Below are 13,614 nucleotides of genomic sequence, written 5' to 3' on the forward strand. Positions count from 1 at the left end.
CGCGCTGTCGGCGGCTCGGCGACCCGCGCGACGACCTGGTACGTTGCCAGACGAACCGGACTATCCGGCGACGAGCATCCATCGAGGAGTCACGGGTGAACGGCAGATCCATCGCAGGTAGAGCAGCGGTCGTCACCGCCGCGAGCATCGGCGCGCTGGCCCTGCTGGCCCCGAGCGCGATCGCGTCGCCCACCGACGACGCGATCGGCCACCTCACCCACCTCGCCGGCGAGGACACCACGGCGAAGGCCGGTGTCGGCGCGATCGCGAGCTTCACCGGCATCGTCGGCGTCGACGCCCTGCGTGACATCTCGACGCAGTTCACCCCCTTCACCTACGCGGCCCCCACCTTCGGCTGCGGCAGCAACGGCCCGATCACCACGATCATCGCCGCGGCGTCGTTCGAAGGGCCGGGCCCGCGCACCGCGACGAGCCTGACGCCGGGCGATATCCGTTTCAGCGCGAGCCCGCGCCACTCCGGCGTTCCGCTGGCCTCCGGCCTCAGCGTCGCGTGGGTCAACGTCAACAACGGTCAGAGCGGCATCGTCGGCCTCGACGACCAGACCGAGTTCAATCTGCCGTCACTGTCGAAGACGGTGCACAGCGGTGCGGGCACCGTGGTCGCCTCCATGTGGGGAACCATCGACTACGCGGGCGCCCGCTGCGTGATGACCCCGACCGTCGGCACGTTCGTCGTGCCCGATCTGCCGGTGGTGGTCCCCGAAGCCCCCGCGGCACCGCCAGCTCCCGAACCGCAGGCCGTGAGCCCGGGTTCGGGTGAATCCTCTTCGAGCGCACCGACATCGAAGGCTCCGGCGCCTGCTCCGGTCGAAACGCCCCAGCCCGCCCCGGTGCCCGCTCCCCCGGCCCCGCCCGCGGCGACCAACGTCGGCGGCTGAGCCGGGTTCAGTAGGTCCCCTGGCCGGCGGACGAATTCGCCGACCGGACAACGGCCCGGTTCGGCGCGCCGGTCACCTCGACGGTCGCGTCAGCCGATCGGGCGGATGCGCAGAACCGTGCCCTCCTCGGAGCCCGCGAGCAGCGCCGACGGGTCGGACGGGTCGGCGACGACGGCGGTGAGCGGCTGGGTGGCGACGACGGTGCACGCGGTGCCGGTGTTCGGGTTGACGCGGACCAGGTGCCCGGCCAGCGTCGTGACGTACAGGGCACCGTCGCGCACGACCAGGTCATCGACGAAATCGGGCAGTGTGCCGAACGAGGTCAGGTCGGCGACAGTGGTCGCCGCGCCCGGGTGGGTACGGGACAGTCGCAGTACGCGACCGACGGGTCCACCCGCACCGACGAAGTTCGCGGTGACGTAGACCGAGTCACCCGACACCACAACACCGTTGGGTCCCTCGATGCTGACGGCCGACCACCAGTCCATGTCCTCGCTGCCGTCGCGGCGCAGGCGGTGGAGTCCGTTGCCGGTGGTCACGTACAGATTGCCGTCGGCGTCGAAGGCGGCACCGTTGGGCTGCGGGAAGCCGGTGGCGAAGGCGACGGGGTTCGGGCGCGCGGCCGCCGGGTCGAAGCGGACGATGCCGCCCGAGCCGGCCAGCGGCGAGTTACCGGTGACCACGTACAGCAGTCCGTCGGGACCGAGCCGGACGGCACCGGGCGAGGGCACGGCCACCGTGGCGGTCAGGCGCCCGTCGCGGTCGTAGCGCTGGACCTCGCCGCGCATGACCCGCGAAACCCACAGGTCACCCTGGGCGTCGATGCCGAAGTTCTCCGACCAGTCCAGCAGCGGCACACTCGACCTGATCGCGACGTCCTGGCGCGCCTGTCCGCACAGGGACAGCGGGGCGGCGCCCGCGACGGCCCCGGAACCGAGCGAGGCGCTGGTCACGACAGCCGCACCGACCACAACACGGACGACGCAACGACGGAACGACAACATCTGTAACCCTCGACTCTGTTGACCCGGTTCGACGCGCGAAGTCTAACGGCTGCGGGCCCACCGTGTGCAGCCCACGTCACCTGCGGTTCCCATCACGGGGTACCACGTACTAGTGCTGTCTCCCAGAACAATTCGATCGGCCGAACAGCGATAATCGACAGGTGCCCTATTTCGACAGCGAGCGTGGACGATTGCACTGCCGGTGCTGGTCCGTCGACCGACCGGCGGCGCGGCTGGCGCTGCTGCCGGGTACCGGTCAGCACAGCGGGCACTATCACCGCTTCGCCGCGGCGTTGCGTCCCGCCGGGATCGAGCTGTGGGCCCTCGACACCTCGGGGCAGGGACTGAGCGAGGGCGATCCCGACGCGCCGGGCACCATCGACGAGCTGACCGCCGACGCGCGGGGATTTCTCGAACTCGTCCGCGCCGATCACCCGGACCCGCCGGTGTTGATGGGGCACTCCCTCGGCGCCGTGACCGCCGTGCACCTCGCCCACGAAAACTCCGCTGACCTGGCCGGACTCATCCTGTGTGGTACTCCGCGCCGCGTCGCCGACATCGCGCCGGAGCCCGGTCTCGCGCTGCTCGCGGTGCACGGCGTGGACGACCGGCGCGCACCCGTCGATGTAATCCGGCTATGGACAGCACGGCACCGATCGGTAGATTTGCGCGAGTACGCCGACGCCGGACACGACCTGTTGCACGAACCGGTGCAGCACCGCGTGGCGGCCGATATCGCGGAGTGGGTACTCACCGCGGTGCGATGAACGACGAAGGGGGAACCGGTGCAACCGAATCGAACGGGGCTGCCGAATACGGCGGCTCTCGGCCAAGCCGTCGACGAGGGCGGGTTGTGGATCGACGGGGTGCTCGTCGCCGACGGCGCGCCCGAGCGCTGCGCGCTGCGCTACGAACGGCTGGCCGATGAGGTCGAGGCCCAGGTGCGGGTGCTCAGCGCGACCGCTGTCATCCCCGGTTTCGGCGGTCTCCCCTCGGGCGGCGCCCTGCGCACCGGTTTCGAGTCCAAGGCCACCGAGGCACTCGACGAACTGCGCGCCTACGCGAGCACCGCGCGCGACCTGGCCGCCGTGTTCCGCGCCGCCGGGGCGAACTTCCGCGAGGCCGATCAGGCACTGGCGGGCGCGGTCGCCGCGATCGAGGTTCCCGGTGATGGCGATGCGTAGCATTTCCGGCCGTACCGATGTGGACTACGTTTCCGTCGTCGAAGTCTTCGACAACCTGTCCCATGCCGACATTCACAGTGCGGTAAGGCAACTCGATCCAGCCGCACTGGCAGGCGCGGGCGAGACGTTCCTCACCACCGCCTCGGGCCTCGGCGACGGCGTCGAGATCGCACACGGTGAGATCCGTGCCGCCATCGCCGACGGCTGGCGCGGCGCGGCGGCCCAGCAGGCCGCCGACGCGGTACGCGACTTCGAGCAGGCCGGTCGGCGCATCGCCGATGTCTTGACCGCGGTCGGCGTCCGGCTCAGCCAGGCCGGTGACGCCGCCGAGTCCCTGCGCTCCGCGGTGGCGGAACCCGAGGGGGCACAGCCCGATCCGGCGGCCGCGCTCCTGGACTCCGAGCAGGCCGCGAACAACGCCACCATCACCCGCGAGGCCGAGAACGCCCGCCTCGACGCGGTGCAGGCGATGGAGACGATCTACGCCGGAGCCTTCCTGCCGACCGGGTCCGGGGTACCCGCCTTCACCGGAATCGCCACGGAGACAGGAACTGTCACCGCCGCTGCGACGGCGTCGGGTGCCGCTCTCCCGGCCGGAATTCCGCAGGCGAGCGCCGTCGTCTCGTCGGCGACGACACCGGCGACCGTCACCGCCGCCACGATGCCCGCCGCATCCGCGCCGGTCGCCGGAACGGCGGGCACCCTCTCCACCGGCAACGGCGCGCTCCCGACCAACGGGACCGCCGCGACCCCGGGCGTGGTCGCGAACGGGACGACTCCGGCGACTACCTCCCCTGCCGCGACAACAGCCCCGAACCAGCCGCCTGCCAACGCCAGCAGGGCGAGCACCACCACCCCGGCCTCGACCACGGCCTTCCCCGGCACGATGTCCGTCAGTGCCCGAACCCGTCGCGCGGGAACCTCGACTACGTCCGCACCCGCCGGCGCGACACCGCCCACCGGCGAATCGAACGACGCGACCCACTCGGCGAACACCGCGGCCGCCGGCAACGCGACGGCAAGCGATACGGCCACGGAGGCAGCGAGCGAGGGCAGGCAGGAGCGCGATCCCTCGGTGTCCGGTGGCGAAGCCGCCACCGGGATGGGCGCGGGCGCGATCGGCGGAATGATGGGTGGGGCGATCGCCGCCGCGGATCAGACGCGGCCCTCCGGTGGTCCGCGTCCCGCCCAGGTGGCCGAGGAGCTCGAGGACGAGGAAGACGAGTTCCTGCGGTTCCTCGAGGAGGAGCCGACCTACCTCGAGCCCGCCGACGAAGTGAACGCGCTGATCGGGAAGATGGAGCCGACCAGTCCCGCGGTGCTCGGTGAGTGGACCGAACGGGAGTGAACTGGCACTTCACCCCGGACCAGTTCGCGCTGGGCTGGGCGCGCACCGACGGCGACCGGATCCCCTATCCGCTCGCCGTCCGTGCGTCCGCACGCGACACCGTCGAGCGGGCAGCCCAGCAACCCGCGCTCGACGCCTGGTGTGCTCGCACCCTCGACGCCGACCTCGCGGCCGCCCTGCGGGTGCTGGCGAAACCGGAGATCCGGGTCGAGGTCTGTGGTCACGCGCCCGCGCCGGTGCGGATGCTCGGCGCGGTCACCGCGGATGTCGCGGTTCTCGCGGTGCAGGATCCCGGTAGCGCTGCCGACCGTGGCGGTTCGGTGCACGTGCAGGTCGGTAGTACGAAACGTCTTGCCGCCCAGGTGTTCTCCCGGCTCCCCGCCCAACGCCCCGGACTCACCCCGCGCATCACGGCACCGGCGACCCGGGTCGAGGAGGACAGCCGCGACCTGGTGACCGCCCCCGTCGCCGGCCCGTCCGACGCGGCGCGCATACGCCGACTCCTCCAGCGCCCCCGCACTGGCATCGGCCAGATCCTCGTCGCGGCAGGCACCGACCCCAAGCCCTCGGGCGTGCTGTCGTGGATCGACCTCACCGGCGACGGCCGCTACCTGGTCCACGCCAGCCGCCACATCGACATCACCCCCGCCACCCCCGACACCGCCGTCGAATGGCTACGCCGCCTTCTCCGCAGCGTCTGAATCAGCCGAGCTGGAGAAAACCGGCGAGGTCCGCGAGTTCTTCGGCGGTATCCGGGAGGTACTCGGTGAGCAGGGGTGAGCGGATGACGATCGCCTTCCACATAGCCCGGCACAGCGTGGCATGGATGACGGTGCGCGACAACAGCGGCCGCATCCCGAAGGGCGCGTCGGCGGGGGTCGACGTGGTCATCGACAACAGGACCACCGCGGCTTCCCGGCCACGGAAGCGATCCGGAGTACCCACCAGCACGTCTTCGATCTTGGCGCGGGCCAGCAGCGTCCGGATCCGCGCCACCTGGGCGGCGTACGGCGCGACCACGAAGATGTCGTGTGGGTGGAGTTTGCGGGTTCCGCCGTCGGAGGTCCACGTCTCGCCGAGCAGGATCCGGACCTGGCGCACCACTTCGCGTGCCTCGGCATCGGATTCGGTGGCACTGCCGCGGTGCTCGACGAGCACCGTGCTCACCCCGGGCGCGATCCCCGCCAGATCCCTGGTCAGCGTGATGGCCTCGTCCGCGCGCAGCCGGCCGTCGTAGCAGCAGGCCGACACGGGCTCGCAGATCGCGGGGTGCATGCGCCAGGTCCGGTCGAGGAAGTAGCCGCGTTCGACGGGCAGGGTCCCCGCGCCTGCACACAGCCATTCCAGGGCCGAGACCTGCACGGGCTCCGGATGTTTCGCCTGCGCCCTGGCCGGGACCGGATCGCCGATCAGCAGCAGGTTGCGCGCGCTCACCGCGACCGCGACGGTGTCGGCCAGTGAGCATTCGCCCGCGTCGGCGATCACCAGCAGGTCGAGCGCGCCGGGCGCGATCAGTCGTTCGTCGACGAAATCCGCCGTGGTACCACCGATCACGCACCCGTTGACAGCGTTGTCCAGAAAGCGCGGGTACCGGGCGGCATCGATCGCCGACCAATCCGGACCGACCGAGGCGACGTCCTTCTTCGCCACGAGTTCGGGCAGCAGGCCCGCTTCCACGACCGCGTCGAAGATCCGCTCGATCACCGCGTGCGACTGCGCCACCACCCCGATCCGCCATTTGTGGCGGGTGACGAGCCGCTCGAGCGCACGCCCGGTGATGCCGGTCTTGCCGGTACCGGGCGGCCCGTGCACGGCCAGGTACGAGGCGTCCAGTGCGCCGACCGCGTGGGCGAGGACGGCGCCGAGATCGTCGTGGGGCTGCGGCAGCGCCATCCCGTCGCGCAGCCGGGGCGCGCGACGCAGCAGCACATCGTAGACCGCGTTCTCCGGCACCCACGGCAGGCTCATCAGCAGATCCTGAGCGGTGTGCTCCAGTGCGGCCTCGATCTCGGCCTCCCCGTCGGGCGGGCCGGGAGCGATGGCGGCGGGCAGGTCGTCGTAGGGCGGGCAGCCTGCCGGGAGCAGCTCTTCCAGCCGGACGGTGTCGTCGAAATTCGGGTCGACGGCGCACCCGAGCACGGTGGCGGTGGCGGTGGCGCGGCGGCCGAGCGTCTGGGTCATGCCCGCCGCGGCGGCACCGTCGTAGATGGTGACCATCTGGGTGCCCGGGGTGAGCGTCGCGCCCGTGCCCAACCTGCCGGTGAGCGTCAGGTAGCGGCGCATCGTCGGAAGCTGTGGCGTGCGATGCCATTTGGTGTCGACGGTGCCCCATTCGACGACGAGCACACCCGGTGCGTCGGCCCAGTCGCCGACCGGATGGCCGAGCCGATCGATGTGGGCCCACCAGCGCGGCTGCCGTTCACGCCGGTGATAGCCCAGGACCGCGGCCGTCAGGGCGGCGGCGCGCGCCGAATCCCCCTGCGCGTCCGCGGCGAACTCGCTCAGCGCCGCTTCCAGCGAGCCGGGGTGCAGCGAGGGCGGCACGTCGGATTCCGCCACGGCGAACCGGGTGCCCGGCACCGCGATTCCCGCGTCGGCCGCGCGGTCGAGCAGCCAGTCGCGGATGCCCAGAACCGTCGCCGCCCGACCCGGCGTATCCGGCAGCAGCGCGGCGAGTCCCGTTGCGTCATAGGACTGTTCGCCGATCAGCAGCGCCGTGCGCACGATCGGCGCCAGGTCGACCAGCGCGCCCTCGGCCAACAGCTCGTCCAGCAGATCGGCACCGGTGCCGAGCCTGCCCGCCCCATCGAGCAGTGCCGTGCGAATATCCGAACCGTAGTGGTACACGCGCACATCCGGATCCGCCGCCCGATGCTCGGCGATGATCTCCAGCAGCTCCTCGAGCACTCCCCCGTCCTGCGTCGACGGGCCCGCGTGTTCGAGGCCGAGAGAGCTGCGCGGCACCGCGTCGACACCGGTCTGGCGCGGATCGGCGGCAAGCGGATCCGCCGGGTCGTCGCCGATGGCCGAGTCGTCACCGATGACTATGCGCCCGAACGAGATGGTGTCCGCTTCGGCCGGATCGGCGCTGGGGTAGCCCGCCGCGTTCGCGGGTTCGACGCCGCCGGGCCCGAAGACCACGGCGTTGGTGTCCATCGGACCGACGGGCATACGCGGCCGGTAACCGACGCTGTTCGGCTGCTCCACACCGGCAACGACCGGCCGGAAGACGATGGTGGTGGCGTCGGCGAGTTCGAGGCCGGTCATGGCGCCGTGCCGGTCCAGGTCGATGACCAGGGCGAGGTCGCCGGGGCGCGGTGCGGGCAGGGCCCCGAGCGCGGTGGCGTCGCGCAGGGTGAAGGCCGGGCGGCCGGTGCGTTCGCGGACGAGCTGGATATCGGCTTGTTTACGCAGGGCCGCCAGCGTGCGCGGAGCCAGTCCTGGGACAGGAGTGGCGGTGGTGGCGAGACGATCGATCGTGAGCACGCCGGCCTCACGCAGCCTGGCCCGCTGGGTGGGTCGGATCCCCGCGACCAGCAGCAGGTCTCGCGCATTCGCTGCCGCGGCACGGCAGCTCGGGCACCGCCCGCAGGCCAGATAGCGCGGGTCACCCCACTGGACCGGCAGCAATTCAGCCAGCTTGTCCTCGATGATGTGCTCCACGCGAGCCCGCCGCGCCGAATACACCGGCGCCAGTTCCGCGCTCACTTCGCGCCGCACACCCTCGGCGGTCCACAGATACGCGCAGGGATCGACTCCGATCCCCGCGTCGGCGAGTGCCTGCGCGCACGCCGCGAATTCCAGGCGCGCACTCAGCAATTCACGAGCCGGATCGACCTTGATCGCCTGCACCGACGCCGCGACGCGCTCGAAAGGCGTCCGGCCCGCGGCCAATTCGCGTCGCAGCACCCTGCTGTCGGCAGGAGATACCGCGCCGGCGAAACTACTGAATTCCTCGTCCGCCGATGCCGAATCGCGTGCCGGCAGAGGCGTTCCCGTCGGACCTGGCGACACCGCAGCGTCCTCGACGTGCGACCACGCCGACGGCGCGTTCCCGCGACCGTCGCCACGATGCGGCGCGCCGGGAACGCCGACCGAATACTCACCGAGCGCGCTGTGCACGGTGTAACCCGCGCGACCACGGACCAGAAGGTCGGCACCACAGGCGAATCGACCGTCGAAGAACACCGCGCCGTAGATCGCCTCGGCGCCGGAACTCAGCGCTCGCGCGGTGTGCTCCGCGGCGGCGGTCAGCGCCGCGATCCGGGCCGTCGCGTCGCCACCGAGCACCTCGGGCGACGGGATCCGGACCAGCCTGTCACCGAAGTGGGCGACCAGTTCGGCGGACGGTTCGGCCGTGCGCACCAGCGGGGCTGTCGTGTCGGGAACCCCGGGCAGATTGCCGAGAGCTGCGTCGATTCCGCGCAACACCGCGAACTCACAGTTCGCCGCGCGCGCGAGATCGCCGACGGCACCGACCACCCGATCACCGGACACGAACAAGCGCGGCCCTCCTGTGTTCACGCACACCCGACGCCCATCACCTTAACCAGCGCTGCGAGCGACCAGGGCACTACCCACGGACAGGACGAACGCGCCTGACCTCGGCCCTGGTGCGCACGAGTGGACTAGGTGCGCGGCTTACGCCGTTCGGTGCGCGGACGTGCCTCGCGGTCGCGGCGCGGGCCGCGAGCGTTCAAACGCTGCGCCGGTGCGCCCTGGTCGGGCGTCAGCTGGATCAGCACACCGCTGATCCTGGTGCGCCGCAAGGCTTCCAGCGTTTCGTTGGGCAGGTTGGCAGGCAGCTCGACGAGGCTGTAGTCGGGCCGGATGCTGATGTGACCGAAGTCGCTGCGACGCAGGCCGCCCTCGTTGGCGATGGCGCCGACGATCGCGCCGGGCACCACGCGGTGCCGCTTGCCCACGCTGATCCGGTAGGTGGCGAGTTCTTCGCCGTTCTCCCGGTTGAACGACGGCGGACGCGGGGCGCGGTCCTCGTCGTCGTAGCGGCGCGGTGCGCGCTCACGGTCGCGGTCGTAGTCACGCTCGCGGCGCGGGGCGGGCTCCGGCTCGGGCGACATGAAGAAGTTGTCGCCGTCGTAGCCGCCCACGGCCAGTGCCGCGGCGATGTCGGCGAGCGGGGTGTTGTGCTCGGCCTCGTAGTCCTCGATCAGCTTGCGGAACAGCGCGATGTTGTCCGAGGCCAGGTTCTCGGTGATCGAGTCACCGAACTTGGAGGCACGCGTGGCGTTCACGTCGTCGACGCTCGGCAACTGCATCTCGGTGAGCGCGCTCTTGGTGGCCCGCTCGATCGACTTGAGCAGGTGACGCTCGCGCGGGGCCACGAACAGCAGCGCCTCGCCCGAACGGCCGGCCCGGCCGGTGCGGCCGATGCGGTGCACGTAGGACTCGGTGTCGTGCGGGATGTCGTAGTTGACGACATGGGAGATGCGGTCCACGTCGAGACCACGCGCGGCGACATCGGTGGCGACCAGGATATCGATGCCACCCGCCTTCAGCTGGCCGATGGTGCGTTCGCGCTGGTTCTGCGCGATGTCACCGTTGATCGCGGCGGCGGAGAAACCACGCGAGCGCAGCTTCTCGGCCAGCTCTTCGGTGGCCTGCTTGGTGCGCACGAAGATGATCATCGCCTCGAAGGTTTCGACCTCGAGCACGCGAGTGAGGGCATCGAGCTTGCGCTGATGCGACACCTGCACATAACGCTGGGTGATGTTGGAGCTGGTCTGCGTCGTGGACTTGACCGTGATCTCGACCGGATCGTTGAGGTACTGCTTGGAGATCTTGCGGATCACACCCGGCATGGTGGCCGAGAACAGCGCGACCTGCTTGTCCTTGGGGGTGTCACGCAGGATGCGCTCGACGTCTTCCTGGAAGCCCATCTTGAGCATCTCGTCGGCCTCGTCGAGCACCAGGTAGCGCAGCTGCGACAGGTCCAGCGTGCCCTTTTCCAGGTGATCGATCACGCGGCCGGGCGTACCGACCACGACGTGCGCGCCACGGCGCAGACCCGACAGCTGCACGCCGTAGCTCTGCCCGCCGTAGATCGGCAGCACGTGCAGACCCGGGATGTGCGAGGAGTATTTGCCGAACGCCTCGGCGACCTGGATCGCGAGCTCACGAGTCGGCGCGAGCACCAGGGCGCTCGGCTTGCGCTGCGCGGTGTCCAGGTTCATCAGGATCGGGATCGCGAATGCCGCGGTTTTGCCGGTGCCCGTCTGCGCGAGGCCCACCACGTCGGCGCCGGAGAGCAGCGGGGGAATCGTCGCCGCCTGAATCGGGGACGGCGACTCGTAGCCCACATCGGCGATGGCCCGCAGCACGCGGTCATCGATCCCGAGATCGGCGAAAGTCGGGCCGGTGTCGTTCCTGTCGTTGTCGGCAGGAACGCTGTCGACCTCATTTGTACTCATTGACCACGAGTTTACTGCCTGGCGGTAGCTGCCCCAACCACCAGGTGAATACGGTGAGACCTATGCAACTGCGCGACGGGTCAGCACATCAGGAACTTCAGCCGGTGACAGTAGGGATCGCGGTGGTCCAATTCGCCCCCGGAACCGATCCCGAAACCAATCTGTCGACCCTGCGAGAACACGTGCGGACGGCGGCCGCAGCGGGTGCGCGCGTGGTGCTCGCGCCCGAATACTCGATGTTCGCTGTGACTCGGCTCGATGAGCGGGTGGTGGCGATCGCGCAACCGCTCGACGGTCCGTTCACCAGTGGACTCGCGGCGCTCGCCGCCGAATTCGGCGTATTCCTGGTTGCCGGTGTGGTGGAGTTGCCGTCACCGGGGGCGACCCGGATCAGTAATACCCTCGTCGCGCACGGGCCCGACGGCGCGCGCGTCGCGGTGTATCGCAAGGTGCATCTCTATGACGCGTTCGGTCATCTGGAATCGGATGTGGTGGCAGCGGGGCCGCTCGTCGCGCCTGCGACTTTCGCTGTCGACGGTGTGGTATTCGGCATGCAGACCTGTTTCGATCTGCGATTTCCGGAAGGGTGTCGGCGTGTCGCGGCGGCGGGCGCACACGTGTTGCTGCTGCCCGCGCAGTGGATTCCGGGACCGGCCAAGGTCGACCAGTGGACGACGCTGCTGCGGGCACGCGCCATCGAGAACACGGTGTACGTGGCCGCGGCCGATCAGTGCGCGCCACGCGGCGCGGGTTCGTCGATGATCATCGACCCGGCGGGCACGGTGCTGGCCGAACTGGGCGATGAACCGGGCGTGGCCTCGGCAACGGTCGACACGGCGCATCTGGCCAGGGTGCGCACTGCCAATCCCAGCCTGTCGCTGCGACGGTTCACCGTTTCCGAGGCGTCCGGAGCGGAGTAGCGTTCGAGGCGATGGTGTACCCGGATCGGGCAGCGGCGGGCCGCGCTCTCGGCACGGCCCTCGAACACCTGCGGACCACCCGTCCACTGGTGCTCGGGTTGCCACGCGGGGGTGTGCCGGTGGCGGCGGCGGTGAGCGCGGCGATCGGCGGGGAACTCGATGTCCTGCTGGTCCGCAAGCTGGGGCTGCCATCGCAGCCGGAGCTGGCGATGGGGGCGCTCGGAGAGAGCGGACTGCTGGTCCTCAATCGTGACGTCGTCGACCACAGCCGGGTGAGCGCAGAGGCGTTCGACGAGGTGGAACTGGCCGAGCGGGCCGAACTACGCCGTCGGCAGGCGATCCTGCGGGTCGGCGACTCGATCCCCCTGGCGCGGCGCACGGTGGTGATCGTCGATGACGGGATCGCGACCGGGGCCACGATGGTGGCCGCGTGCCGGGTGGCGCGGGCGCAACGGCCGGATCTGCTGGTGGTGGCCGTGCCGGTGTCCGCACCCGAGGCGGCACGGCGGGTCGAGCGCGAATGTGATGAGCTCGTCTGTCTGTGGACGCCCACCGACCTGGGTGGAGTCGGCATGGCGTACAGCGACTTTCACCAGCTCGACGATGACGAGGTGATCGCGCTCCTGCGCTGAGACGCCTGTCGACCTCAGCCGAAGCACTGACCTTCGCCGCGGTAGGTGGGAACCGTCGTGCGGGTGCCCGCCTCGTCGACCAGATGGAGCTCGGCGAAGCGTTCGCACAATTCGCCCGCCTTGGCATGGCGGAACCAGACACGATCACCGATCTCGAGTTCGGCGCCACCGGCCAGCGGCGTCTGGACCTCGCCCGCGCCTTCGGAGCCGAGCAGCTTCAGCCCGGCGGGCCACACGGGGACCGGGACGCGGCTCGGACCCGCGGGGCCCGACGCGATGTAGCCGCCCGCGAAGACGGTCGCGATGGTCGGTGCGGGTTTGCGCAGGACCGGGGTGGCGAAGAACAGCGCGGGGCGGGGCGTGAACGAGCGGTAGTGGTCGAACAGGGTCGGCACGTAGAGGCCGGAACCGGCGGTCACCTCGGTGACATCGGGATCGGTGATCGAGACTTCGATCGAACCGGTGCCACCGCTGTTGACGATCTCCAGCGGGCCCGTCACCGCCCGGACAGCATCGACCACCCGGGTACGGCGGCGCCCGATTTCGAGTGCGGACAGACGTTTCACCACGCGCACCGCGGGGTTGCTGTCGGGCAGTCCGGCGATCTGCGACTCGTAGGTCATCACACCGACCACATCGAACCCGCGCCGCAGCGCTTCGGCGGCCAGCGCGGCGGCGTCCTCGGGGCTGCGCACGGGCGAGCGCCGGGCACCCAGGTGCAGCGGGCCGATCCGCAGAGCCGCGTCGACGTCGAGGCAGACGCGGGGGTGGACCAGGTCGGTGCCGAGCGCGGCCCGGGTGAGTTCGAGCTGGGCGACATCGTCGATCATCAGCGTGATCGCCTCGAGCAGGGCCGGGGCGGCGGCCAGTTCGGCCAGCGCGGCACGGTCGAGAACCGGGTACCCGAGCAGCACGTCGCGGGCGCCGAGGCGGACCAGCCAGATGGCCTCACGCAGCGAGTACGCCATGATCCCGGCGAAGCCGTCGCGGGCGGTCAGTCCGTCGCCGAGTACGCGCTCGAGCACCGCCCGGCAGCGCACGGATTTACTCGCCACCCGCACCGCGATGCCGTTCGCGCGCCGGACCAGGTCGGCAGCGTTGCGGTCGAGCGCGGTCAGGTCGACGGCGGCCAGCGGCGGGTCGAGCTCCGCGGTCGCCGCGTGCAGATGATGCAGCGATGTCGTCGGTGTCACACG

Annotated in this window: 11 protein-coding genes; 7 read left to right on the top strand and 4 right to left on the bottom strand. The window is 70.7% G+C overall.

Annotated elements, in window-relative coordinates; translation table 11 throughout:
• The first annotated feature begins 95 nt into the window (after positions 1 to 95).
• Complete coding sequence (locus tag ACWGCN_RS19440; RefSeq protein ID WP_378993456.1) at positions 96 to 899, top strand: hypothetical protein; 804 nt, start codon at positions 96 to 98, stop codon at positions 897 to 899.
• Between the two features lie 89 nt (positions 900 to 988).
• Here ACWGCN_RS19440 and ACWGCN_RS19445 read toward each other — a convergent pair whose 3' ends face one another.
• Positions 989 to 1,852, bottom strand: coding sequence for an SMP-30/gluconolactonase/LRE family protein (locus ACWGCN_RS19445; protein WP_378993455.1), 864 nt, complete (start codon positions 1,850 to 1,852; stop codon positions 989 to 991).
• A gap of 212 nt (positions 1,853 to 2,064) precedes the next feature.
• Between ACWGCN_RS19445 and ACWGCN_RS19450 the strand changes: the two genes are divergently transcribed.
• The 4 genes from ACWGCN_RS19450 to ACWGCN_RS19465 are packed head-to-tail and all read left to right on the top strand — an operon-like array spanning position 2,065 to position 5,136.
• Positions 2,065 to 2,670: an alpha/beta hydrolase gene (locus tag ACWGCN_RS19450; protein ID WP_378993454.1), complete on the top strand. Its 606-nt coding sequence runs from the start codon at positions 2,065 to 2,067 to the stop codon at positions 2,668 to 2,670.
• A gap of 18 nt (positions 2,671 to 2,688) precedes the next feature.
• Positions 2,689 to 3,087, top strand: a complete 399-nt coding sequence (locus tag ACWGCN_RS19455; protein ID WP_379313685.1) for a hypothetical protein — start codon at positions 2,689 to 2,691, stop codon at positions 3,085 to 3,087.
• Positions 3,080 to 4,435: a hypothetical protein gene (locus ACWGCN_RS19460; protein ID WP_452457696.1), complete on the top strand. Its 1,356-nt coding sequence runs from the start codon at positions 3,080 to 3,082 to the stop codon at positions 4,433 to 4,435. The genes ACWGCN_RS19455 and ACWGCN_RS19460 overlap by 8 nt, the downstream gene beginning before the upstream one ends.
• Positions 4,432 to 5,136: an ESX secretion-associated protein EspG gene (locus ACWGCN_RS19465; protein WP_379313689.1), complete on the top strand. Its 705-nt coding sequence runs from the start codon at positions 4,432 to 4,434 to the stop codon at positions 5,134 to 5,136. Before ACWGCN_RS19460 ends, ACWGCN_RS19465 begins: the two co-directional genes overlap by 4 nt.
• A gap of 1 nt (position 5,137) precedes the next feature.
• Here the strand turns inward: ACWGCN_RS19465 and ACWGCN_RS19470 are convergent, their stop codons facing one another.
• On the bottom strand, positions 5,138 to 8,932 hold the full coding sequence (locus ACWGCN_RS19470; RefSeq protein WP_452457714.1) for an AAA domain-containing protein: 3,795 nt from the start codon (positions 8,930 to 8,932) through the stop codon (positions 5,138 to 5,140).
• Positions 8,933 to 9,063: 131 nt separating this feature from the next.
• Positions 9,064 to 10,866, bottom strand: a complete 1,803-nt coding sequence (locus ACWGCN_RS19475) for a DEAD/DEAH box helicase (RefSeq protein WP_378993449.1) — start codon at positions 10,864 to 10,866, stop codon at positions 9,064 to 9,066.
• Positions 10,867 to 10,928: 62 nt separating this feature from the next.
• On the opposite strand from ACWGCN_RS19475, the gene ACWGCN_RS19480 reads away from it, so the two are divergent.
• On the top strand, positions 10,929 to 11,786 hold the full coding sequence (locus ACWGCN_RS19480) for a carbon-nitrogen hydrolase family protein (protein ID WP_452457694.1): 858 nt from the start codon (positions 10,929 to 10,931) through the stop codon (positions 11,784 to 11,786).
• An 11-nt stretch (positions 11,787 to 11,797) separates the two neighbouring features.
• Positions 11,798 to 12,418 (top strand): phosphoribosyltransferase, encoded by a 621-nt coding sequence (locus tag ACWGCN_RS19485; RefSeq protein WP_449963791.1) that lies wholly within the window; start codon positions 11,798 to 11,800, stop codon positions 12,416 to 12,418.
• A gap of 14 nt (positions 12,419 to 12,432) precedes the next feature.
• Here the strand turns inward: ACWGCN_RS19485 and ACWGCN_RS19490 are convergent, their stop codons facing one another.
• Positions 12,433 to 13,611 carry an amino acid deaminase/aldolase gene (locus ACWGCN_RS19490; RefSeq protein WP_379314357.1) on the bottom strand — a complete coding sequence of 393 codons (1,179 nt, stop codon included), beginning with the start codon at positions 13,609 to 13,611 and terminating at the stop codon, positions 12,433 to 12,435.
• Between the last annotated feature and the right edge of the window lie 3 nt (positions 13,612 to 13,614).

The organism is Nocardia sp. NPDC055050 (assembly GCF_053608345.1).

What these genes read in the sequence shown, in the direction of transcription:
- ACWGCN_RS19485 (WP_449963791.1), top strand. Translation starts at nt 11,798, where the DNA reads ATGGTGTACCCGGATCGGGCAGCGGCGGGCCGCGCTCTCGGCACGGCC.
- ACWGCN_RS19475 (WP_378993449.1), bottom strand. Translation starts at nt 10,866, where the DNA reads ATGAGTACAAATGAGGTCGACAGCGTTCCTGCCGACAACGACAGGAAC.
- ACWGCN_RS19460 (WP_452457696.1), top strand. Translation starts at nt 3,080, where the DNA reads ATGCGTAGCATTTCCGGCCGTACCGATGTGGACTACGTTTCCGTCGTC.
- ACWGCN_RS19480 (WP_452457694.1), top strand. Translation starts at nt 10,929, where the DNA reads ATGCAACTGCGCGACGGGTCAGCACATCAGGAACTTCAGCCGGTGACA.